Raw genomic sequence first — 21,312 nt, 5'->3', positions numbered from 1 at the left:
GCGCCAAAGCGATCACGCCGGAAGACGCCAGTGGCAACTACCTGCACTATGGCGTGCGCGAGTTTGGCATGGGCGCGGTCATGAACGGGATTGGCCTGCACGGCGGCTTTGTGCCGTTCGGGGCGACCTTCCTGATTTTCATGGAGTACATGCGTAATTCAGTGCGCATGGCATCGCTGATGGGGCAACAGGCGATTTACGTCTTCACCCATGACTCCATCGGCCTTGGCGAAGATGGCCCGACCCACCAACCGATCGAGCAGCTGACCAGCCTGCGCACCACGCCCAACCTGAACACCTGGCGCCCCTGCGATGCGGTGGAAACCGTGGCGGCCTGGGACGCCGCCCTCAAACGCCACTCCGGCCCCACCGCGCTGGTTCTCTCGCGTCAGGGCCTGCCCCATCAGCAGCGCACCAAGGCACAGCTGGCGTCGATTCAAAACGGGGCGTACGTGCTTAAAGACCCTGTTCTCAAGGACAGTGAAGGCACGCCCGTAACGCCCGAGCTGATTCTGATTGCCACCGGCTCAGAAGTGTCATTGGCGATGGACGCCGCCGCTGAGCTCGAGCAGCAGGGCAAGGCCGTCCGCGTGGTGTCCATGCCCTCGGCCTACCGTTTTAACGGCCAGGATGCCGAATACCGTGAAAGCGTACTGCCCAAGGTGGTCACCAAGCGTATCGCCATCGAAGCCGGGCATGCGGACTACTGGTACAAGTACGTGGGCCTGGATGGCCGGGTGATCGGCATGACCACCTACGGCGAATCGGCTCCGGCGGGCGACCTGTTCAAGCATTTCGGTTTTACCGTCGAAAACGTCGTCAAACAGGCCAATGAGCTACTCGGCTAGGCCTTGATCGCATTGCAACAGCGCCTCGCGCTGGCACAAGGCCAGAGGAGCCTATTCATTGCGGGATCAGTAAGGCTGTGGAATCTCGCCATCATCATCGCCATCGTCGCGCATGCGCGCCTGTCGCTCGGCTTCTTCCTCTTTGGCGTCGTCGATGACTTCCATCAGTTCATCCACGTCGGCGATATGGGTATCAAAGTCGAAATGACCGGTAAGCTTGCTGTCGGGGTGCAGCTCGCCGGATTCGTACAGTGCCCACATTTCTTTACCATAATGGGTGTCGAGAAGCGCGGGTGCATACTGGCCGAAGTAGTTGCGCATGTTATCCACATCGCGATACAGCATCGCCGCGGCGCTGTTATTACCGGCGGCGTCAACGGCCTGGGGCAGGTCGATAATCACCGGGCCATGGGCATCCACCAGCACATTGAACTCCGACAGGTCGCCGTGGATCAAACCGGCGCACAGCATGCGCACCACGTCCTGAATCACCTTCGCGAAGTAGGCCTCTGCCTGCTCCGGCGTCAAGGTGACTTCATCCAGGCGTGGGGCCACGTTGCCGTCGGCGTCGGTGATCATTTCCATCAGCAGGACGCCATCCACAAAGCCGTGGGGCTCGGGTACCCGTACGCCTGCACCGGCCAGCCGGTAAAGCGCATCGACTTCCGCGTTGAGCCAGGCCTGCTCCTGCTCTTTCTGGCCGTAACGGGTTTTCTTGGACATCGCTCTGGCGCGGCGGGTGTTACGCTCTTTACGTCCTTCCTGGTACTGGGCCGCCTGCTTGAAGCTACGCTGCTTGGCTTCCTTGAAGACCTTCGCGCAGCGCTCCTCTTCACCGCAGCGCACCACATAGACCTGGGCTTCCTTACCGCTCATCAATTGCATCAGTACTTCGTCGATCATGCCGTCATCGACCAAGGGCTGTAATCGTTTAGGAATTTTCATGGGTCGCTGCGTTGGCTCCTTTTCAGTTCACGCTCAAATAGACACTTAATGGCGAATGCGACGGACGCGAAAGGCTCGCCCTTTCAACTTATCACGCTCAAGCTTTGCCTGGGCCTGCTGAACTCTGTCCCGCTCAACCGCCACGTAGGCGCTGCGAGCAAGCACTTTTATCTTGCCTACCTGGTCACCGCGCAAGCCGCCTTCACTGGTCAGTGCACCCAAAATATCGCCGGGGCGCAACTTGTCTTTCTTGCCGCCGGCCAGTTGCAGGGTGGCCATGGGCGGCTCGAACGGCAAAGCGTTTGTTGCCTTGGGCAGCGGCTCGGTGGTCAGGGTTTCACCCAACACGTCGGCCAGCTTTTCCAGCCGGTAGGTTTCCTTGGGGGTTACCAGGGTGCAGGCAATGCCGCTCGCCCCAGCCCGCCCGGTGCGACCCACGCGGTGGACGTGGACATCCAGCTCACGGGCGATCTGGTAGTTGAACACCGCATCCAATTGGGCAATATCCAATCCACGGGCTGCCACGTCGGTGGCTACCAAAATAGACGCGCTTTGATTGGCAAACAAGACAAGCAGTCGGTCGCGGTCTTTCTGCTCCAGATCACCGTGCAGCGCGACCGCACTAAAACCGGCATCTACCAGTTGGTCGGCCACCGCCTGAGTCTCGCGCTTGGTATTGCAGAACACCACGCTGGTGGTCGGCCGGTTAACCAACAGCAGCTGTTTGAGTGCGGCAAAGCGGGCGTCTTCACTTGCGACTTGATAGAAATGCTGGTCGATGGTGGTGGCGTCATGAACCTCGGCCACCTTGACCGTCACCGGGTCCTGCATCACGCCGCGTGTCATCGCCGCCAGTCCGCCGGATGTCTGCTCATCGGGGAAGGTGGCGCTAAACAGCAGCGTCTGGCGGTCGGCCGGGGTGTCGGCAATGATGGCGTCGATCGTTTCCTGAAAGCCCATATCCAGCATGCGGTCAGCTTCATCCAGCACCAGAGTCGTTAGCGAGCCAAGCGTCAGAGAGCCTTTACGCAAGTGCTCGTCAATGCGCCCCGGTGTGCCGACCACGATATGCGCACCGTGGTCCAACGACGAAAGCTGTGGCCCCAGCGGCGCGCCCCCGCAAAGTGTGAGGATTTTCACGTTGGGCATTGCCCGGGCCAGGCGGCGTAGTTCCTCCGCCACCTGATCAGCAAGCTCCCGGGTGGGGCACAGCACCAGCCCCTGAACGGCGAACGCCTCGACGCGCAGCTCGGCCAGCAATGCCAGTCCAAAGGCGGCGGTTTTACCCGAGCCGGTTTTGGCCTGGGCCATGACATCGCGGCCGGCCAGCATGGGCGGCAGGCTTTGTGCCTGAACCGGCGTCATGTGGTGATAGCCCAGCGAGTCGAGATTACTGGCGAGTGCACTGGGCAGCGCCAGAGAAGCAAAAGAAGTGTCGGACACAGAAAAATTCCTGAAGGGGCAAAAATACCCCGCTAAGCATGAGCGGCCTTAATGCCTCGCACCATACCAGAAAGCGCCTCCTCGCGCCCTGTTGTCATGCCAGGATAGGGGCCAGTTGCGCTTGGCTGAGGGCTTGCAGATCCTTGGGCGCCAGCTCGATTTCAAGCCCGCGCCTTCCAGCGCTGACATAAATCGTGGCGAACGCGTCGGCAGAGCAGTCGATAAAGGTAGCCAGACGCTTTTTCTGCCCCAGCGGGCTGACACCCCCCAGCACATAACCCGTTGTGCGTTCCACTTCATCGGGTTGCGCCATGGCGGCTTTTTTGGCCCCGGCGGCTTTGGCGATCTGTTTCAGGTTCAACTGCCCGGTGACGGGCACAATGCCCACCGCCAGCTGCTTGCCATCCAGCTTGACGACCAGGGTCTTGAATACCTGCTCAGCCGCAATGCCGAGCTTCTCCGCTGCTTCCATACCGTAGGATTCGGCCGTCGGCTCGTGAGTGTATTCGTGAACTTGAAAGGCAATGCCTGCGCGTTTTGCGCTATTAATCGCGGGTGTCATGGAAACCTCATCGCCAACACAGTGTTCTTCGTTTAAGTCGTCGGATTGATACGCGGCAACGGGCGAGTTTGCGCTCCAAGCGCCGTCATCGACGATAGCATAATAGATGCCAGCCTCAGAGCGCTCGCTTCGCGTTGACATCGTTCGTTGAAAGAGATTTATTGGCAAAAAACACCAATGCCTTCCAAGCTATTAAAAAGCGCTAAATAAGGAGGTACCAGGACACGCCATCTTAACGACACAGGCAAGTGTCATTAGGACGTAAGACGCACCTGCCAGTGTCGACGTTGCCGTCAACCACGGAGTGAATGCCACGATGGTACGACTCGATAAGAAAGCAACCAGGCTTTACGTGTTGGACACCAATGTCCTGATTCATGACCCCGCCGCGCTCTACCACTTTGACGAGCACGATGTCGTTATCCCCATGACCGTCCTGGAGGAGTTGGACAAGCACAAAAACGGTATCCGCGAAATCGCCCGTACAGCGCGCCAGATCAGCCGTACGCTTTCAGACCTCACCAGCCAGGTCACCTTCGACGAAATTCAAAGCGGCATCCCGATTCCACGTATCACCGGGGAGTCCGGCAAGCTGCATTTTCTTTGCTACCGCGACCTCAAACCCTTTGACTCCCTGGACGACAGCCCCGATAACCGTATCCTCGCCGAAACCTGTCGGCTGCGCGAAGAACGCCCCGATGCCTCGGTGATCCTGATCACCAAAGATATCAACCTGCGCGTCAAGGCAGCAGCGTTGAAAGTGCCCGTCGAGGATTACCTGAATGATCGTGCGTTCGACGACAGCGACGCGATGATCGAAGGCGCCCAGGTATACACCTCTGCAGGCCCGCACGGCGCCTCGCTTTGGGAAGCGCTTAACGTGGAGGTGACCGTCGAACGCATCGACCATCACACCTTCTACCAACTAAGTGGCGACATGCCGCGTCACTGGCACGTGGGTATGCTGGTGTCGGATAGCGAAAACGGTGCTGAGTTCGAGGCGATCATCCGCGAGCTGGGGCCTACCTCGGCACGGCTGCAACTGCTCACCAACTACCGTCACCATGCGGGCGTTTGGGGAGTTCACGCCCACGACAGTCGGCAAAACTTCACCCTCAACCTGCTGATGGATCCGGAGATCGACCTGGTCACCATCGCCGGTAACGCGGGTACCGGCAAAACCTACATGACACTAGCCGCCGCCTTCCAGCAGACCCTGGATCAAAAGCAGTTCGAACGCATTGTGTTTACCCGCGCGCCGATTCCCATGGGCGAGGATATCGGCTTTCTACCCGGCACCGAGGAGGAGAAAATGTCGCCGTGGATGGGCGCCTTCCACGACAACATGGATAACCTGTTACGTAACGATGAAGGCGAGTCCACCTGGGACAACGGCGCCACACGGCAGCTGATCGGCTCTCGGGTACAAATACGCGCGCCCAGCTTCATGCGCGGGCGTACCCTCAACGACACCTTTCTGATCATCGACGAGGCGCAGAACTTCACGCCCAAGCAGCTAAAATCGCTGGTCACCCGGGCCGGGCGCAATACCAAAATCGTCTGCTTGGGCAATGTAGGACAGATCGACACCCCTTACCTGACCGCCAATACCTGCGGCATGGCCGCCGTGGTAGAGCGATTCCGCGACTGGCCCCATGCCGGGCATATCACGCTGAAAAGCGTCGAGCGTTCCCGCCTGGCCCTGGCCGCCGAAGAACTCCTGTAACGCTTTAAAACCAAGCCCGCCTCCTGCCCTAAGGCAGGAGGCGGAGCGCATCAGATTAGTCGTGGCGGTTATTATCCCCCGGCATTTTGGTGTCGTCCTTTTCGTGCCACGGATGCTGACGCCCCAGGGTGTCGGCGGCGTAGGCCTCGCGCTGTCCCAGCGGGCGTTCCTGACCAATGGTCGTGTCCTGGCGGGTCTGACGCTCCAGCTCGCAGTTGATTTCGGCACCCAGCAATACCACAAATGCCGAGAGTAAAAACCACAGCATCAGTACCACTACAGCCCCCAGGGAGCCGTATAGCTCGCTGAAGTTGGAAAAGTAGCGCACGTAAAGCGACAGTCCGCCCGACCCCAACAGCCAAAGCAGCGTTGCCACCATGGTGCCGACACTCAGCCACTCCCATTTTGCGGCACGCCGGTAGGGCGCAAAGCGATAAAGCAGCGCGATGACAGCACTCATCATCACCAGCAAGGCTGGCCAGCGCATAAAATCAATAATCCGGTCCAGAGGGGTAACAACCGCCAATGCATCGACCAGCATCGGCACCAGGCCTATGAATCCCAGCGTCAGAAGCGTCATGCCAATCATGCCGAGCGTCATGGTGGTAACCAGCAAAGCCAAACGCCAAACGCTGCGTTGCTCCTGTTCGCCATACACCACGTTCAGCCCCACGATCAGGCCACTGACCCCCTTGGAGGCGATATACATGGCAATCAACAGGCTCACCAGCGCCGCCATTTCATTACTCGACCCAACGCTATCCACCACCTCCTGAGCCTGGTTGTCGATCAGTTGTGCCGCCTCGGGGGGCATCAAACGGATGAGGTTGTAGAGTTGCTGGCTTGCTTCATTCGGATCGGAAAACAGCCCCCATAGAGAGATAACCGCCGCAATGGTCGGAAACAACGCAAGCAGCGCGTAGAAGGCAACACCCGCTGCCAGCAGCATGATGCGGTCACGACGTGCCGAGCGCAAAACACGCCAGACGATGTCGTGCCAGCCTGGCTTGGGAATTTCGTTGGGGAGTTCGGCTTGGCGGCCACGCGAGGGTCGAAACATGCGCCTACTCCTGAAATAACGCTTACCAGCACAGCGTCAATGTTTTAATTAGCTGCTCAGGCGCTGTAAAAGCCAGCGCCCAATATCGCTTACCTGCTGAGGGCAAAGCGAGTGGGCCATGGAGTACTGCCGGTAATTGACGGCATAGCCCAGACTCGTTAAGCGGTCAGCGCCGCTTTTGCCCAAGCTTTCCGGCACGATGGGGTCAAAGCTGCCATGCTGAACCTCAATGGGAATCTGTCGATTGGCTTCGGCCAGATCAATGCTGTCGGCGGTGGCGAAGTAGGTCGACATTGCCAAGAGTCCGCCAAGCGGCTCGGGAAACGAAAGCGCGGCATGATAAGCAACGGCGCCGCCCTGGGAAAATCCCGCCACAATAATCCGCTGGCTATCGATACCCTGATCAATCTGCTCATGAATCAGCGTTTGAATACGCTTGGCCGAAACCTTTAGCTGCGCTTCATCGACCCGGCGGCCCAGGTCCATCGCCAGGATATCGTACCAGGCAGGCATCACCATCCCGCCGTTGATGGTCACCGGCAAACGCGGGGCGTGAGGCATGATAAAACGTACATTGGCGCTGGCCGGCAAACCCAGCGCGGGAACTAAAGGTTCAAAATCATGCCCGTCGGCACCTAAACCATGCAATATGAACACACACGCATCGGCGGGTTTACCGCTTTTCGGCTCGATAATGAGTTCGCCAGGCGCTGTCATGATGATTCATCCCTTGCTTAAAAAAACCTCACCCTAGCGCAAAGCAACGTCTAGGGCGAGTAATGTGGCGATTTTTCATACACATACAAAAAACCCCGCATAAGCGGGGTTTTTCAGCACATCAGCTATCGGCTGATGGCACACATCACCGTTCTGAATTACAGAACTTTGATGTTGGAAGCCTGAAGGCCTTTTTTACCCTGGGTGACGTCGAAGGAAACCTTCTGACCGTCTTGCAGAGTTTTGAAGCCGTCAGCCTGAATTTCGGAGAAATGCGCGAACAGGTCGTCGCCGTTGTCGTCCGGAGAAATGAAGCCGAAGCCTTTAGTGTCGTTAAACCACTTAACGGTACCAGTTGCCATGATCGAAATCCTCGATAAAGCGTATTTAAAGCCGGGTAATACCCGAGTTGCAGTGGGTAGAACAAGAAACTTTCACCAGACTCAACGCTTGCGGCGCTTCGATACTGCTGACAACGTTCGACTTGCTAACCTACTGCTCAGAAGAATGCGCCTTGTTTCAGCACACGTCAATACTATCGCGTAAAAAAGTGTCAGTACGATGACCGCGCCGAAAGTATCCACCCTGCGGCTTTTTCAGCGATCATCAGCGTCGGTGAATTGGTGTTGCCGCTGGTGATCGTCGGCATCACGCTGGCATCCGCTACCCGAAGGCCAGTGACACCCCGAACCCGCAGTCGGCTATCGACCACGGCCATGGGATCGTCGTCTCGCCCCATCCGCGCGGTGCCCACCGGATGAAAAATCGTCGTGCCAATATCACCTGCCAGGCGCGCCAGCTCGTCGTCGCTCTGGTACTCAAGGCCCGGTTTTACTTCCTCAGGCTGATACTTCGCAAAGGCCGGCTGCTCGGCAATTCTACGCGTGACCCGCAAGGAATCAGCCGCCACCTGGCGATCCTCCGGCGTACTCAGGTAATTCGGCGCTATCGCCGGTGCCTGGCGCGGGTCGCGGCTTTTAATCCTGACCGTCCCGCGGCTGCTGGGATTCAGGTTACACACGCTCGCCGTAATCGCGGCATAGGGGTGCAGCGGCTGACCAAACGCTTCCAGGCTTAACGGCTGAACGTGATACTGGATATTGGCGTCGTCATACTCCTCGGAGCTGCGCGTAAATATGCACAGCTGTGACGGCGCCATGCTCATGGGACCAGTACGTTTAAGGGCATATTCCAGGCCAATTTTAGCCTTGCCTACCAGGGAATTGGCTATCGTGTTGAGCGTTTTACCCCCCTGAACCTTATACACCGAGCGGATTTGCAGGTGATCCTGCAGGTTTTCGCCCACGCCGGGCAAGGCGCTCACTGCCTCGATATCGTGCTCGGCCAGCAGGTCAGCGGGACCAATGCCGGAAAGCTGCAACAACTGAGGGGAACCAATCGACCCGGCAGACAGGATCACTTCCCGGTTGGCGCCCACACGCAGCGTTTCACCGTTGCGCACCACCTCGGCACCCACACAGCGGGGTGTTGTGCCATCGTTAGCAAATAGGAGTTGGTTGACATGGGTTGAGTGCCAGATGGTCAGGTTATGACGCTGTCGCACCGGCTTCAAAAACGCTTTTGATGTATTCCAACGCCAACCGGCACGCTGATTGACCTCAAAGTAGTCCACCCCTTCGTTGTCGCCGCGATTAAAGTCGCGTGTCCGGGGAATACCTGACTGTGCCGCTGCTTCAGCAAAATCATCCAGCACTTGCCAGCTTAACCGCTGCTTTTCCACCCGCCATTCACCGCCGTGGCCATGGAAGTCGCGGTGCTCGGGATCAGCATCGCCACCTTCGTCCAGACGATGATGGTGTTCGTGCTTGATAAAATCAGGCAGGCAGTTTTCCCAGCGCCAGGCATCGTCGCCGGTCACCTCGGCCCAGTGGTTATAATCCCGCGCCTGGCCTCGGATATACAGCATGCCGTTGATGCTCGAACAGCCGCCCAGGGTCTTGCCCCGCGGGTAAATCAACGAGCGACCGTTGAGCCCTTTATCCGGCTCGGTGCGGAACATCCAGTCAGTGCGCGGGTTATTGATGCAATACAGATAGCCCACCGGAATATGAATCCAGTGATAGTTATCGCGCCCGCCCGCCTCGATCAGTAGCACCCGATGATCGGGGTTGGCGCTCAATCGATTGGCCAGCAGGCACCCCGCGGTGCCTGCCCCCACGACAATAAAGTCAAAGGTATTGTTTGTTGTATCGGTCATGAGTTGGCTCCCGCAACGCGTCGGCGTTTACTTGGCGGTGGGCATGACAAAGTCTGCGCCACCATCAATCGAGTCGGACCAGCGCTGCATGATCGACTTCTGCTTGGTGTAGAAACGCACGCCTTCTTCACCGTAGGCATGGGTGTCGCCAAACAGCGAACGCTTCCAGCCGCCGAAGCCATGCCAGGCCATGGGCACCGGGATGGGCACGTTGATACCCACCATGCCCACTTGAATGCGACGACCAAACTCCCGTGCCACGCTGCCGCTTTCAGTGAAACAGCTGACGCCGTTGCCAAACTCATGGTCGTTGATCAATTGAATCGCCGTGGCCGCATCGGGTACCCGCACGCAGACCAGTACCGGGCCAAAAATCTCTTCTTTGTAGATCGTCATGTCCGGGGTGACGTGGTCAAACAGCGTACCGCCCATCCAGAAACCATCTGCGCAGCCGTCGCCGGTCTGTGAAGCGTCAAACTCGCGCCCGTCAACCAGCAGTTCGGCCCCCTCGGCCACGCCTTTGTCGATGTAACCGGTAATGCGCTGGTGCGCTTCGCGGGTCACAATCGGGCCCATTTCAGCGTCCACTTGCATACCGTTTTTCACTTTGAGGGACTTGGCGCGCTCCGCAAGCGCTGGCACGATCTTATCGGCCACATCACCCACCAACACGGCCACACTGATTGCCATGCAGCGCTCGCCCGCCGAGCCATAGGCGGCGCCGACCAGAGCATCAACGGCCTTATCCAGATGTGCATCGGGCATCACCACCATATGGTTTTTCGCCCCGCCGAGCGCCTGGACGCGTTTCCCGTGGCGGGCACCGCGCTCGTAAATGAGGTTGGCGATGGGCGTGGAGCCGACAAACGACAGTGCCTTGACGTCAGGGTGATCCAGCAGCCGCTCAACCGCGTCTTTACCGCCCTGCAGCACGTTGAACACACCATCGGGCAAACCGGCCTGCTTGAGCAGGTCGGCAATCATCAACGAGGCGCTGGGGTCCAGCGGGCTCGGCTTGAGGATAAACGTATTACCCGTCGCAATGGCCACAGGAAACATCCACATGGGCACCATGACGGGGAAGTTGAACGGCGTAATCCCCGCCACTACACCTAGCGGCTGGCGTACCGTCCAGTTATCGATGCCGGTGCTCACCTGTTCGGTATAGTCGCCCTTCATCAACTGGGGAATACCGCAGGCGAACTCGACGATATCGATACCCCGGGCCACTTCGCCCTGAGCATCGGTAAACACCTTACCGTGCTCTTTAGTGATCGCCTCGGCCAAGGCATCTTTATTGGCGTTGAGCAACTCCAGAAACCTGAACATCACCCGCGCGCGACGAATGGCCGGCGTATCGGCCCAGGCAGGAAACGCAGCCTGGGCGGCGTCCACGGCGGCATTCACATCGTGCTCACCGGCTAACGACACGCGCCCGCTAACCTGGCCCGTCGCGGGATTAAACACGTCCTGGGCATCGCCAGTGCCCTGGCTTACCTGGCCATTAATAAAATGCTGGATAGCGGTGGTCGTTGTGGTGGTCATGGAAGCAACCTTTATAAGTATCGTGATAGTTAAAATAGCGGTAACACCAGATTAACCGCCTAACGGGGGCAATCAATTGAGTAATTTTTAACCACGATATAAGCTTGATTAATAACAATGCGCATCAAGAAGGTCGCCCATGCAGGAATACGCCACACTACGGGCGTTCGTGGCGGTTGCCCGCGCTGGCAGCGTGTCACGCGCCGCCGAGCAACTGCACCTCACCCAGCCCGCCGTAAGCCTAAAGTTGAAGCAGCTTCAGGCCAGCCTGGGGCTCGCTCTCTTCAACCGACGTCCTCAAGGCCTGAGCCTGACCGCCGACGGCCTTGCTCTCCTGCCGGCCGCCGAAAAGGCATTGGCCAGCGCCAGCGCTTTTGAACAAACCGCCAGCGCCCTGCACAGCACGCTGCGCGGCAAACTGACCATCGGCACCATCGTCGACCCCGAGTTTATTCGTCTGGGAGCTTTTTTAAGCCGCCTGATGCTCAGGGCGCCACAGCTGGAAACCGAGCTGCACCACGGCATGAGTGGCCGCGTACTGACGCGCATTGAAAAGGGTGAGCTGGACGTGGGCTTTTACCTGGCGCCCCCGGGTGAAGGTACCGGCCACTCGGCGCTGGCCTGGCGAGAGCTGACCCAGTTTGACTATCACGTGATTGCCCCTGCCGGCTGGGAGGCGCGGCTGGCAGACACCCGCTGGACGTCTCTGGCCCGTCTACCGTGGATCGTCACGCCCCCCGACTCCGTCCACCACCGGCTCCTTCACCATCGCCTGGCCGACGGCGGCATCACGCCAAACCGTGTCGCCCAGGTCGACCAGGAAGCCTGCATGCTCGATCTAGTGCGCGCCGGCGTGGGCCTTAGCCTGGCAAGGGATGCCCTGGCCATGGCGGAACGTCAGGAGAGCGGCCTGGCCGTGGCGGAGCATGTTCGCCTGCCCTGTTCACTGGGCCTGATTTGGCGACACGATCGTTCCGTCGAGCCACCCATCGCCGCCGCGCTAAAAACCCTGGACGACGTATGGCCCCCACGCCACGGCCGGGTTTAACGAGGGGATAGCGTTCGCTTATAAGGAAAGTGAACTACCCGGCGACTTAACAACTCAGAACTGACGACAGCATGGTTCACCTACCGGGAGTCAACCTCATGATGCAACACCTACCGTTTCGCCCGTTAGCTCTGGGTATCGCTACGGCCGCCATTGGCATCACCAGTACATCGCTGCAGGCTGAAACGCCCGCGGAAGCGGTATTTGCCGGGGGTTGCTTCTGGTGCATGGAACCCCCTTACGACCGCCAGCCCGGCGTGACGGCGACCATTTCCGGCTATGCCGGCGGCGAGCTGGAAAACCCCACTTACGATGACGTCAGCAGTGGCAACACCGACCACATCGAAGTGGTCAAGGTCGAATACGACGAGGACCAGATCAGCTACGAGCAGTTGCTGGAAATTTACTGGCGCAACATCGACCCCTTCGCGGTCGGCCGCCAGTTCTGCGATGTCGGCGACCAGTACCGTTCGGCGATCTTTTATCAGAATGACGAACAGCGCGAACTGGCCGAAGCTTCCAAGGAAGAGATGGAAGAACGCTTCGAAGAGAGCGTAACCACGGAGATACTGCCGGGGGACGCTTTTTGGGCGGCCGAGGAATACCACCAGAACTACTACGAGAAGAACCCGGTCCGCTACAAGTTCTACCGCTTCAGTTGCGGACGCGACGACCGCCTGGAAGAAGTCTGGGGCGACGAGGCCGGCGGGCCCACCTTTGACTGACCGAGACGTTTATCTCCCCATAGTGAGAGGCTATTAGGCAACACCCTCTATCTTCTACTATATTACCAAGACATTCATAATAGACCAGTCGGTCAACGACTAGCGACGCGCCAGGACGCGGTTCTAAGAGCAGCGTTGATTCCACCATGTTGATCTATAGATAGGAGATCTTATGAGCAACAGCATCACCACCGTCAATCCCACCACTGGCGAAACACTCCAGACCTATGCGCTGATGGATGAAAGCCAGGCGATGCAGATCGTGGAGGCCAGCCATCAGGCATTTCTCGACTGGCGGCTCAAGCCTCTCGAACACCGTGCCAAGGTGGTCAAGGCCATTGGCGAGGCGCTCAAGGCGCACAAAGAAGAACTTGCCGACTTCATGGTCAAGGAAATGGGCAAGCTGCCCTCGCAGGCCTATCAGGAAGTCGACCTGTGTGTGGGCATCTGCGATTACACTGCCGAGCGCGGCCCGGAATCCCTTGCCGATGAAACGCGCAACCCGAGCAACGGTGAACGCGGCATCGTGACCTATTCGCCGATGGGCGTCATCTACGGCATTCAGCCGTGGAACTTCCCCGCTTATCAAGTCGTGCGTTATTCCATCGCCAACATCATGGCGGGTAACGCCGTGCTGCTGAAGCATGCCGAATGCGTCACCGGTAGCGGCCTGCTGCTGGAAAAAATCTACCGCGAGGCGGGCCTGCCGGAAAACGTTTTCCGTACGCTGGTGATTTCCCACGACGTCTCCGACCAGGTCATCGCCCATAAGGCGGTGCGCGGCGTCACGCTGACCGGCAGCGACGGTGCAGGCCGCAAGGTCGCCGCCAAGGCCGCCGAGCACCTGAAAAAGACCGTGCTCGAACTGGGCTCCAACGACGCCTATCTGGTACTCGACGACGCCGACCTGGACGTCGCCGTGGACACCTGCGTGATGGGTCGTGTCTACAACACCGGGCAAACCTGCGTGGCCGCCAAACGCTTTGTGGTGACCGAGGCCAACTACGAGGCCTTCAAGGAGCGTTTCGTCGAGCGGATGAACGCCCTGCAGGTGGGCGACCCCACGCAAGACGGCATCGATGTCGGCCCCATGGCGCGCGTCGATTTACGCGACGACCTCCATGAGCAGGTGGAAGAAAGCGTACGCCAGGGCGCGACGATCCTATGCGGCGGCCAGAAGCCCGACGGCCAAGGCGCCTTCTATCCGGTCACCGTGCTGGATAACGTCACCCCCGGCCAGCCCGCCTACGATGACGAGCTGTTTGGCCCGGTGGCGGCCTTGATTCGCGCCAAGGATGACGACGATGCCATGCGCATTGCCAATGACAGCCGTTATGGCCTCGGCGGTGGGATCATTTCCAAGGATGTGAAGCGTGCCACCGAGCTTGCCAGCCAGTACTTCGATACCGGCATGGTATTTATCAACGGCTTTGGCGTGGCCACCCCGGAAATGCCGTTTGGCGGCGTGAAAGACTCCGGTTACGGCCGAGAGCATGGCGGCTTCGGTATGCACGAATTCGTCAACGCCAAGTCGGTCATCGTCGTCAAGGAATAGGCTTCGATAAGTACAACTTGATGCAATGACGAAAAGCGCCGCAGTTTTAGCCTGCGGCGCTTTTTAGTTCAGGCGCATTGTCAGGTACTTTTTAGCGTTCGGCGTTGCCAGAACTTCAACAGTAGCGCCAGCACGACCCAGGTCACAAGGGCTGCAATCACGTCGTCCAGCACAATACCCAAGCCGCCATGAACATATTCGGCCAGGTGAATCGGCGGCGGCTTCAAGCCATCGAAAAAACGGTAGACCGCAAACGCCAGCAGCATGACCAGCGGCTGGCGCGCGGCCGTTAACCCGATGACGGCCAATGGAAAGGCGACATATTCATCGGCAACGATACTGCCGTGATCCAGACCCGCGTAATGCCAGGCAGCGACGTGACATACCGGCACTGCCACTACCAATAGCACCGCGATCACCGCTACCTGATAGCCAACGGGCCGGCCCAGCAACCACCACGCCAACGGTATGCCAATCAGCGAACCGAAGGTACCCGGGGCCACCGGCGCCAACCCCAGACCAAAACCGGTAGCGACCCAGAAATTGAGCGTATCAAGCATCAGCCGGCCTGTTGGGCTTGTTGTTCAAGCTCGCGGGCCATGTCAGGCGATAACTCAAGGGCGCTTGCCAACTGATCGAGCCAGGCGCGCTCCATGGGGTTTTGCTCGTCGGTCACGGCCACGCTGATCAGGTACATTTCCCGCGCTGCCTGGGGTGAATCCGCTTCACGGGCCAGTGCCTGGGCGTCCAGCGGTGCCTTTAGCTGCCGCTCGACCCAGTTATGCATTTCCTGATCGGCGCCCAGTTCATCAATCTGCTCGGTGATCAGCGCCTGCTCCTGCTCGTCGATGTGACCATCAGCCCGGGCGGCCATGATCATCGCTTGCAGCAACTCCAGGCTGCGGCGCTCCTGATACTCGCCGTCCAGCACCTCGACGCGCTCCCCTTCGGCGCTGCCCTGCGACTCGCCGGACGCGTTTTTGCCAGCCTGTGAGCTTTGCCAGGCCTTCCAGGCCAATACCCCGACACCCGCAATGGCACCGTACTTGAGGGCCTTGCCGCCCAGCTTACGGCCGCGCTTGGAGCCGACCAGCATGCCCATGGCGCCCCCACCCAGCAGGCTTTTCATATCGAACCCGCTCGATGAACCGCCGCTTGACTTGCCGCCCTGGTCACTCCCGCCGAGCTGTTTAGAGAGGCCACTCAGCATGCCTTTGACATCGACGCCACCACTGCTGCCGCCCTTCTGGCTACCGCCTGCCTGTTGCATCAGTTGCTGTAAAATCTTGCTTGCGTTCATCCTTGTACTCCTAAGTAGAGAGTCTTTTCAGGACTCGCTGACGACCAACCCACGTTATAGAACATGCTGCATGAACGCAGCATGAACCATGCCTGCAAAACCTAATGCCCCCTGGCATTAACGCAGTGCACCCTTTATGCCCACCGAGCTTCCTTGACGACTCGACCGCACGTCAACACGGACCGGGATTTGCTCCTTGAGTTCGCTGACGTGGGAAATAATCCCGATCATGCGACCGCCCATTTGCAGCTCACTAAGCATGGCAATCGCCTGGTCCAGCGCATCCTGGTCGAGGCTGCCAAAGCCTTCATCGATAAATAGCGTATCCAGCTGAATGCCGCCAGCGTAGGCCTGCACCACATCGGAAAGCCCCAGTGCCAGAGAGAGCGCGGCCATAAAGGATTCACCGCCCGATAACGTCGCCACCGGACGGTTCTTGCCGGTGTAGGTATCGGCCACGTCAAGCTCCAGCCCCGAGGCGCGATTGCCTTTGGATGGGTCTTCCCGGCGCACCAACTGATAGCGACCGCGGCTCATGTGCACCAGGCGTTCGGAGGCTTGAATCAGCACGTCGTCCAGCAGGACGCCGAGCACAAACCGCTGCAGGCTGATGCGGTGCCCCGTGCGGCCGTTGGCGACCTCGCTCAATGTACCCCATACCCGATACTGGGCTTCAAGGGATGCCTGGGCGGCATGGGCGGCGTCAAGCTTTTCTCGCGTGGCATCCAAGTGCTCAATCCTCGTGGCCAGCTGCTGATAGTTTTTTTCAAAGACCTGCTCCTGGGCCTTTGCCTCAGCGACCTGTTCTGCCAGGGCGGTTAGATCCGGCAATGCCTGCCCCTCAAGGCGAGTGTGAATTGCCTCCAACTGCCCTTCCAGCTTGGCCTGTTCGCGCTGAAAGTGGGCCACCGACTCGTTGAGCCGTCGCGCCTCGTCATCGGTTAACCGCGACTGGTTGAACGCTTCTTCGTCGTCGAAGACACTCTCAGCCAGGGCGTTTTGCCACGCCTGCTGCGCCTCATCAAGGGCACTACTGGCGCGGGCTTGGCGCTTTTTAGCGTCGTCCAGCGTTGTCTCGGCGCGAGCCAGCGCCGTCTGGGCCTGCTGGGCTTTTTCCTGAGCGGTTTGCCAGGCGGTTTCGGCGGCTTGCATATCGGCCTTGAGCTTGGCCTGCGCGGCTTCCAGCGCCTCCAGCGAGGACTGCTCACCCAGTTCGTCGCGTAGTCCCTGACAATGCGAGGCCTTGTCGGCGAGTTGCTGGCTTAGCTGCGCATGGTGCTGCTCGGCTTTCGAGAGCGCCTGACGGGCTTTATCGAACGCTGTACGGGCCTGTTTGACCTCGGCCTGGGTCACCGGCGCCTGTTCGGCGCTCGCCGGGGCCGGGTGGTCGAGACTGCCACAGACCGGGCAAGGCATTCGGGTTTCCAGGCGCGCCGCCAGAAGCGCCGCCTGCCCCTGATGCCAGCGCATTTCCTGCGCGGTGGCATGCTGCTCTGCGGCTTCAACGCCTGGCCGCAGTCGCGTGACCTCGGCCGCCGCGCTTTCAACCTCCTGGGCAAGCTGCTCACGCTGGCTCTCAAGCGCAGCCAGTTCCTGGCATTGCTCAACGGCACGGTGCAAGCGAAACGCCTGCTCGCGCATCGCAGGTAGCTGCTCAAACGGCGGCTTGGCATCCGCCAGCGCTCGCTGGGCATCGGCCTGCGCGACTCGCTGGTCGGCCACAGTGCGTTCTGCCTGGGCGAGCTCATCACGGGTCGACCGGGCCGTTTGCTGGGCGGCTTGCAGGCGCTGGTAAACCGTTGCCAACGCCTGTGTCTGGGCATGAGCGGCCAGCCTTGCCTGGGCGTCGTCGATGTCGTCTTTCTGATCTAGCAGTTCTTTCCTGGCCGCCTTGAGCCTGGCCTGTTGATCAAACTGGACCTGTAACTCCCTGCCCTGGCGCTCGGCGTTTTCAGCGGCCTCACGGCGCGCCCTGACCTCGGCAAGGTCGTGCTGGGCGGCCTGGCGCCGGGGCTCCAGAGAACGGCGTTCCTCGTCGAGCGCGGCATCGTTTTCCACATCGCTGGCCTGCAGGATACCCTGCACCCGCTGGCGGTGGTTATTGACGTCGCGCTCGATCTGGTTGGCCTGGGTCCGCAGATGCTCTTCGATGCGTTGAAAAATCTGTGTTTGAAACAGCTGAGAAAAGATTTTTTCGCGGTCTTTCGAGTCCGCCAGCAACATCTCGCGAAACTTGCCCTGGGGCAACACCATCACCTGGCGGAACTGGCTGGCGTCGAGCCCTATCAGGCCCTGGACCTGAGTCGTGGCGTCGTTGACGCTTTTGGCGACCAGGCAGTCGCCCTGCTCGCCTTCAGCCGTCAGTTGCCAAAGCTGGGCTTCCGCGTTTTGCGTGGTGGTTCCTTCGCCACGCGCCTTGGGGCGCTCCTGCTGGGGTACGCGGCGTATCCGGTAGGCGTTGCCGCGCAGGCGAAAGTCCAGCGTCACTTCGGTAAGCGCATCCGCCGCGGCCTGGTCGCAGCGCATCTGGCTGGCGTCACGTTCGGCACCGGTAGTCTGGCCATAAAGCGCAAAGCACAGGGCGTCCAGAATCGAGCTTTTGCCCGCACCAGTGGGGCCGTTGATCAGAAACAGCGGGCTTTGCCCCAGCGCGGTGAAGTCGAGGGTTTCACGACCGGCGAAGGGGCCAAAGGCCTGCATGGTCAAGCTTAGCGGCGTCATCGGTTCTCCTCGTCACGGTTGAGCTGGCTGATCAGCTCGTTCATGACCTCGGCCTGCTCGTCGGTCATCGCCTCGCCGCTGGTCTGGGCGAAGAAATCACTGAACATGTCCAGCGCGCTGAACCGCAGCCGCTCGCGATCCAGCTGTTGGCGGCCGCGGGATTCCAGCATGCCCGGCTTTTCCAGGTGCATGACGTTGGGGTAGACCTCCCGCAGCTTGCCCATGGGGTCGAGGATGGCATGGCGGTCGGTCAGGCGAACCAGTAGGTAGTCGTCTGCATGAGGGTCGCCAAGCCCCTGGGCAATAAGCGAATCCAGCTCGCCTTCCAGGACGCGCACGTCCAGGCGCGGCGTCAAAGGGCGGTGCTCGATGTGGCAGACACCCTGTTCGTCGATATCCACCAGGGTAACGCCCTTGCGCTGGCTTGCTTCGGAAAAGCTGTACTTGAGCAGGGAGCCACTGTAGCGGATGTGCTCTCCGCCACGGTATTGGGGGCCGTGCAAATGCCCCAACGCCACGTAGTCGAACGATTGCATGGGCTCCCAGGCGACGCTCTCGGCACCGCCGAGCGTCAACGGACGCTCGGAGTCGGATGCGCTGCCACCATCCACAAAGCAGTGGCTCATCAGCACCGTCGGGCGTGTTGGGTGGCGCTGGGCGTTGATACGCTCGACCAGGTAGCGATGGGCGCCGTCGAAGTCGCGCACGTCTACCTCTAACTGGCTGCGCACATATTCCGGGTCGGCGTAGGGAATGCCGAAGATGTCCACCTCCACGCCTTTGGCAGACAGCGTTACCGGCCGCTCGATGTCCGTCAGATCAGACAGAATGTGCAGCCCCGCCTGGCGTAAATGGCTTGCGCCAAAGCCCAGCCGCTGGGCGCTGTCGTGGTTGCCGGAAATCATCACCACCGGCAGGTTGCGTTCGCTGCACAGCGCCGTCAGCACGTCATCCAGCAATGCCACTGCTGAAGCAGGCGGCACCGAGCGGTCGTAGATATCCCCGGCGATCAACACCGCCTCGACGCCTTCGCGGTCGATGATATCGACCAGTTGATCGAGGACGTAACGCTGGTCATCCAGCAGCGAAAGGTTGTGAAACAGCCGACCCAGGTGCCAGTCGGCGGTGTGCAGTAGGCGCATGGCAAACTCAGCAAAAAGAAGAATGACGGCATCATACTAGCAAAACGCCCCGCTGTTGGCGGGGCGTTAAAGGACAAGCTCAACCGTCAGTGAATCAGCGGCGGAAAGCGTCGGGGTAGCTGGTCAAATCAACGCCCCACATCATCGGCAGCAGGATATAGACCGCCGCGACGATCAACACCAGCGCCAGGATATTGAGCCCGAAGCCGTTGCGCACCATCTCGGCGATCTTGATTTTGCCCGTGGCGAAAATGATCGCGTTGGGCGGCGTACCCACCGGCAGCATGAAGGCGCAGTTGGCGGCCATGGCCGCGGGCACCATCAGCACGAAGGGATGCACGTTTAGCGCCAGCGCCAACGACGCCAGCACCGGCAAAATCATCGTCGCCGTGGCGGTATTCGAGGTGATCTCGGTCAGGAACAGTACCATGGCGCTGGCCATCAGAATCACCAGCAGAAAGTTGACGCCTTCCAGCACGCTCATCTGCTCGCCGATCCACTCGGCCAGTCCCGAGGCGCTGAAGCCCGCCGCAATCGCCAGACCGCCACCGAACAGCAGCAGAATGCCCCAGGGCACATCCTTGGCCACCTCCCAGTCCAGCAAGCAGCCGCCGCGACGTTTGGAGGGAATCAAAAACAGCGCAATGGCCGCCACCATGGCAATCATGGTGTCGTTGATGCCGGGAATATTGAGCAACTGTCCTTCCCATAAAAACGAGCGCGTGATCCACATAAAGGCGGCGAACAGGAACACGGCCAGCACGGCTTTTTCTTCAAAGCGCGTGGCGCCCAGGGCCTGCTTTTCCTTGTCGATCACCGCCTTGCCCCCAGGCAAATCGGCAAACCTGACGCGATAAACTACCTTGGTCAGCAACAGCCAGGCCGCAAAGAGCAGAATCACCACCACGGGAAAGGCGAAGAACATCCATTCGGCAAAGGAAATCTGAACCCCAAACAGCTCCGACACGGTGGCTGCCAGGATGATATTGGGCGGCGTGCCAATCAAGGTGCCCAGGCCACCAATGGTGCCGCCGTAGCCGATACCAAATATCAGCGCCTTGCTGAATTTATCGATATCGTCGCTGTGGTCGCCATCTGTTTTGCTCAGCTCCTGGGTAACCTGGTACACAATCGCCGTGCCAATCGGCAGCATCATCATCACCGAGGCGGTGTTGGACACCCACATCGACAAAAAGCCGGTGGCCGCCATGAAGCCAAGCACGATGCGATTGATACTGGTTCCCAGCAGGCCAATGATCACCAGCGCAATACGCTTGTGCAGCCCCCATTTCTCCATGGCCAGGGCGATCATGAAGCCGCCCAGGAACAGGAAGATAATCGGGTTGCCGTAGGCCGCTGTCACCCGACTGCTTTCCAGCGCCCCGGTGATCGGCAGCAAGACAATGGGCAGTAGCGACGTGGCCGGAATCGGGATCGCCTCGGTAATCCACCACACCGCGACCCATAGCGTCGTGGCCAGCACCATCCGGCCTTCAAAACTCAGGTCGGCAGGATGAAAGAACAACACCACAAAGGCGAACAGCAGCGGGCCAAGCAGCAGCCCTACTTTTTGCGGCTTTGTATACGCCGGTGGACGCGGCTCGGGGCCCGCGCCGTTATTGCCAGACGCACTACCGCTTCCCGAACCGCCCGTGGTAGGTAGCGCGCACAGTAACAGGGTTTTTGCCTGCTGGTGGGAAGCCCAAAGCTGGTTCCACACCGTCATCATTCCATTGCTTAGCATACGACGTACTTCG

At 59.7% G+C, this 21,312-nt stretch carries 18 protein-coding genes; 5 read left to right on the top strand and 13 right to left on the bottom strand.

Annotated features, from left to right (window positions below):
* On the top strand, positions 1-848 hold an 848-nt coding region (locus tag B7L15_RS17650), incomplete at its 5' end, for a transketolase family protein (protein WP_303393822.1).
* 66 nt (positions 849-914) lie between these two features.
* On the opposite strand, the gene B7L15_RS17645 is transcribed toward B7L15_RS17650, so the two are convergent.
* The 3 genes from B7L15_RS17645 to ybaK all read right to left on the bottom strand — a co-directional run bounded on the left by B7L15_RS17645 (position 915) and on the right by ybaK (position 3,798).
* Complete coding sequence (locus tag B7L15_RS17645) at positions 915-1,793, bottom strand: PA4780 family RIO1-like protein kinase (protein WP_085920221.1); 879 nt, start codon at positions 1,791-1,793, stop codon at positions 915-917.
* Between the two features lie 45 nt (positions 1,794-1,838).
* Complete coding sequence (dbpA, locus tag B7L15_RS17640) at positions 1,839-3,236, bottom strand: ATP-dependent RNA helicase DbpA (protein WP_085920220.1); 1,398 nt, start codon at positions 3,234-3,236, stop codon at positions 1,839-1,841.
* A 94-nt stretch (positions 3,237-3,330) separates the two neighbouring features.
* Positions 3,331-3,798 (bottom strand): Cys-tRNA(Pro) deacylase, encoded by a 468-nt coding sequence (gene ybaK, locus B7L15_RS17635; RefSeq protein ID WP_085920223.1) that lies wholly within the window; start codon positions 3,796-3,798, stop codon positions 3,331-3,333.
* A gap of 316 nt (positions 3,799-4,114) precedes the next feature.
* Here ybaK and B7L15_RS17630 point away from each other — a divergent pair, with 316 nt between their 5' ends.
* Positions 4,115-5,524, top strand: a complete 1,410-nt coding sequence (locus tag B7L15_RS17630) for a PhoH family protein (protein WP_085920219.1) — start codon at positions 4,115-4,117, stop codon at positions 5,522-5,524.
* Between the two features lie 55 nt (positions 5,525-5,579).
* On the opposite strand, the gene B7L15_RS17625 is transcribed toward B7L15_RS17630, so the two are convergent.
* The 5 genes from B7L15_RS17625 to B7L15_RS17605 all read right to left on the bottom strand — a co-directional run bounded on the left by B7L15_RS17625 (position 5,580) and on the right by B7L15_RS17605 (position 11,064).
* Positions 5,580-6,584, bottom strand: coding sequence for a YihY/virulence factor BrkB family protein (locus B7L15_RS17625; RefSeq protein ID WP_085920218.1), 1,005 nt, complete (start codon positions 6,582-6,584; stop codon positions 5,580-5,582).
* A gap of 48 nt (positions 6,585-6,632) precedes the next feature.
* Complete coding sequence (locus B7L15_RS17620) at positions 6,633-7,301, bottom strand: alpha/beta hydrolase (RefSeq protein WP_085920217.1); 669 nt, start codon at positions 7,299-7,301, stop codon at positions 6,633-6,635.
* A gap of 158 nt (positions 7,302-7,459) precedes the next feature.
* Positions 7,460-7,663 (bottom strand): cold-shock protein, encoded by a 204-nt coding sequence (locus B7L15_RS17615; protein WP_009101184.1) that lies wholly within the window; start codon positions 7,661-7,663, stop codon positions 7,460-7,462.
* Positions 7,664-7,854: 191 nt separating this feature from the next.
* The gene (locus B7L15_RS17610; RefSeq protein ID WP_085920216.1) at positions 7,855-9,519 is read right to left on the bottom strand and encodes a GMC family oxidoreductase; all 1,665 of its coding nucleotides are present in this window, start codon (positions 9,517-9,519) and stop codon (positions 7,855-7,857) included.
* A gap of 27 nt (positions 9,520-9,546) precedes the next feature.
* Positions 9,547-11,064, bottom strand: a complete 1,518-nt coding sequence (locus tag B7L15_RS17605; RefSeq protein WP_085920215.1) for a CoA-acylating methylmalonate-semialdehyde dehydrogenase — start codon at positions 11,062-11,064, stop codon at positions 9,547-9,549.
* Positions 11,065-11,203: 139 nt separating this feature from the next.
* On the opposite strand from B7L15_RS17605, the gene B7L15_RS17600 reads away from it, so the two are divergent.
* From B7L15_RS17600 to B7L15_RS17590, 3 genes are all read left to right on the top strand, one after another.
* Positions 11,204-12,112 carry a LysR family transcriptional regulator gene (locus B7L15_RS17600; protein WP_085920214.1) on the top strand — a complete coding sequence of 303 codons (909 nt, stop codon included), beginning with the start codon at positions 11,204-11,206 and terminating at the stop codon, positions 12,110-12,112.
* A gap of 98 nt (positions 12,113-12,210) precedes the next feature.
* Positions 12,211-12,837 (top strand): peptide-methionine (S)-S-oxide reductase MsrA, encoded by a 627-nt coding sequence (gene msrA / locus B7L15_RS17595; RefSeq protein ID WP_422823502.1) that lies wholly within the window; start codon positions 12,211-12,213, stop codon positions 12,835-12,837.
* 172 nt (positions 12,838-13,009) lie between these two features.
* The gene (locus B7L15_RS17590) at positions 13,010-14,392 is read left to right on the top strand and encodes an NAD-dependent succinate-semialdehyde dehydrogenase (protein ID WP_085920213.1); all 1,383 of its coding nucleotides are present in this window, start codon (positions 13,010-13,012) and stop codon (positions 14,390-14,392) included.
* A gap of 80 nt (positions 14,393-14,472) precedes the next feature.
* Here B7L15_RS17590 and B7L15_RS17585 read toward each other — a convergent pair whose 3' ends face one another.
* The 5 genes from B7L15_RS17585 to B7L15_RS17565 form a co-directional block, all read right to left on the bottom strand.
* Positions 14,473-14,952, bottom strand: coding sequence for a phosphatidylglycerophosphatase A family protein (locus B7L15_RS17585; protein WP_085920212.1), 480 nt, complete (start codon positions 14,950-14,952; stop codon positions 14,473-14,475).
* On the bottom strand, positions 14,952-15,692 hold the full coding sequence (locus B7L15_RS17580; RefSeq protein WP_085920211.1) for a tellurite resistance TerB family protein: 741 nt from the start codon (positions 15,690-15,692) through the stop codon (positions 14,952-14,954). Before B7L15_RS17580 ends, B7L15_RS17585 begins: the two co-directional genes overlap by 1 nt.
* 117 nt (positions 15,693-15,809) lie before the next feature.
* Entirely contained in the window at positions 15,810-18,413 is a 2,604-nt protein-coding gene (locus B7L15_RS17575; protein WP_085920210.1) for an AAA family ATPase, read from the bottom strand.
* Positions 18,410-19,555 carry an exonuclease SbcCD subunit D gene (locus tag B7L15_RS17570; RefSeq protein ID WP_085920209.1) on the bottom strand — a complete coding sequence of 382 codons (1,146 nt, stop codon included), beginning with the start codon at positions 19,553-19,555 and terminating at the stop codon, positions 18,410-18,412. Before B7L15_RS17570 ends, B7L15_RS17575 begins: the two co-directional genes overlap by 4 nt.
* Positions 19,556-19,649: 94 nt before the next feature.
* Positions 19,650-21,281 carry an SLC13 family permease gene (locus B7L15_RS17565; RefSeq protein WP_085920208.1) on the bottom strand — a complete coding sequence of 544 codons (1,632 nt, stop codon included), beginning with the start codon at positions 21,279-21,281 and terminating at the stop codon, positions 19,650-19,652.
* Between the last annotated feature and the right edge of the window lie 31 nt (positions 21,282-21,312).

Origin of the sequence: Halomonas sp. CSM-2 (assembly GCF_002119345.1) — a bacterium.
GTDB lineage: Bacteria > Pseudomonadota > Gammaproteobacteria > Pseudomonadales > Halomonadaceae > Vreelandella > Vreelandella janggokensis.
This window is presented reverse-complemented; position numbering and strand designations above follow the sequence as displayed.

Excerpts from the sequence above, each read along its gene's own strand:
- B7L15_RS17605 (WP_085920215.1), bottom strand. The coding sequence starts at position 11,064 with ATGACCACCACAACGACCACCGCTATCCAGCATTTTATTAATGGCCAG.
- B7L15_RS17590 (WP_085920213.1), top strand. The coding sequence starts at position 13,010 with ATGAGCAACAGCATCACCACCGTCAATCCCACCACTGGCGAAACACTC.
- B7L15_RS17585 (WP_085920212.1), bottom strand. The coding sequence starts at position 14,952 with ATGCTTGATACGCTCAATTTCTGGGTCGCTACCGGTTTTGGTCTGGGG.
- msrA (WP_422823502.1), top strand. The coding sequence starts at position 12,211 with ATGATGCAACACCTACCGTTTCGCCCGTTAGCTCTGGGTATCGCTACG.
- B7L15_RS17565 (WP_085920208.1), bottom strand. The coding sequence starts at position 21,281 with ATGACGGTGTGGAACCAGCTTTGGGCTTCCCACCAGCAGGCAAAAACC.
- B7L15_RS17620 (WP_085920217.1), bottom strand. The coding sequence starts at position 7,301 with ATGACAGCGCCTGGCGAACTCATTATCGAGCCGAAAAGCGGTAAACCC.
- B7L15_RS17645 (WP_085920221.1), bottom strand. The coding sequence starts at position 1,793 with ATGAAAATTCCTAAACGATTACAGCCCTTGGTCGATGACGGCATGATC.
- B7L15_RS17570 (WP_085920209.1), bottom strand. The coding sequence starts at position 19,555 with ATGCGCCTACTGCACACCGCCGACTGGCACCTGGGTCGGCTGTTTCAC.
- B7L15_RS17600 (WP_085920214.1), top strand. The coding sequence starts at position 11,204 with ATGCAGGAATACGCCACACTACGGGCGTTCGTGGCGGTTGCCCGCGCT.
- B7L15_RS17575 (WP_085920210.1), bottom strand. The coding sequence starts at position 18,413 with ATGACGCCGCTAAGCTTGACCATGCAGGCCTTTGGCCCCTTCGCCGGT.
- B7L15_RS17615 (WP_009101184.1), bottom strand. The coding sequence starts at position 7,663 with ATGGCAACTGGTACCGTTAAGTGGTTTAACGACACTAAAGGCTTCGGC.
- B7L15_RS17630 (WP_085920219.1), top strand. The coding sequence starts at position 4,115 with ATGGTACGACTCGATAAGAAAGCAACCAGGCTTTACGTGTTGGACACC.
- B7L15_RS17580 (WP_085920211.1), bottom strand. The coding sequence starts at position 15,692 with ATGAACGCAAGCAAGATTTTACAGCAACTGATGCAACAGGCAGGCGGT.
- B7L15_RS17610 (WP_085920216.1), bottom strand. The coding sequence starts at position 9,519 with ATGACCGATACAACAAACAATACCTTTGACTTTATTGTCGTGGGGGCA.
- ybaK (WP_085920223.1), bottom strand. The coding sequence starts at position 3,798 with ATGACACCCGCGATTAATAGCGCAAAACGCGCAGGCATTGCCTTTCAA.
- B7L15_RS17625 (WP_085920218.1), bottom strand. The coding sequence starts at position 6,584 with ATGTTTCGACCCTCGCGTGGCCGCCAAGCCGAACTCCCCAACGAAATT.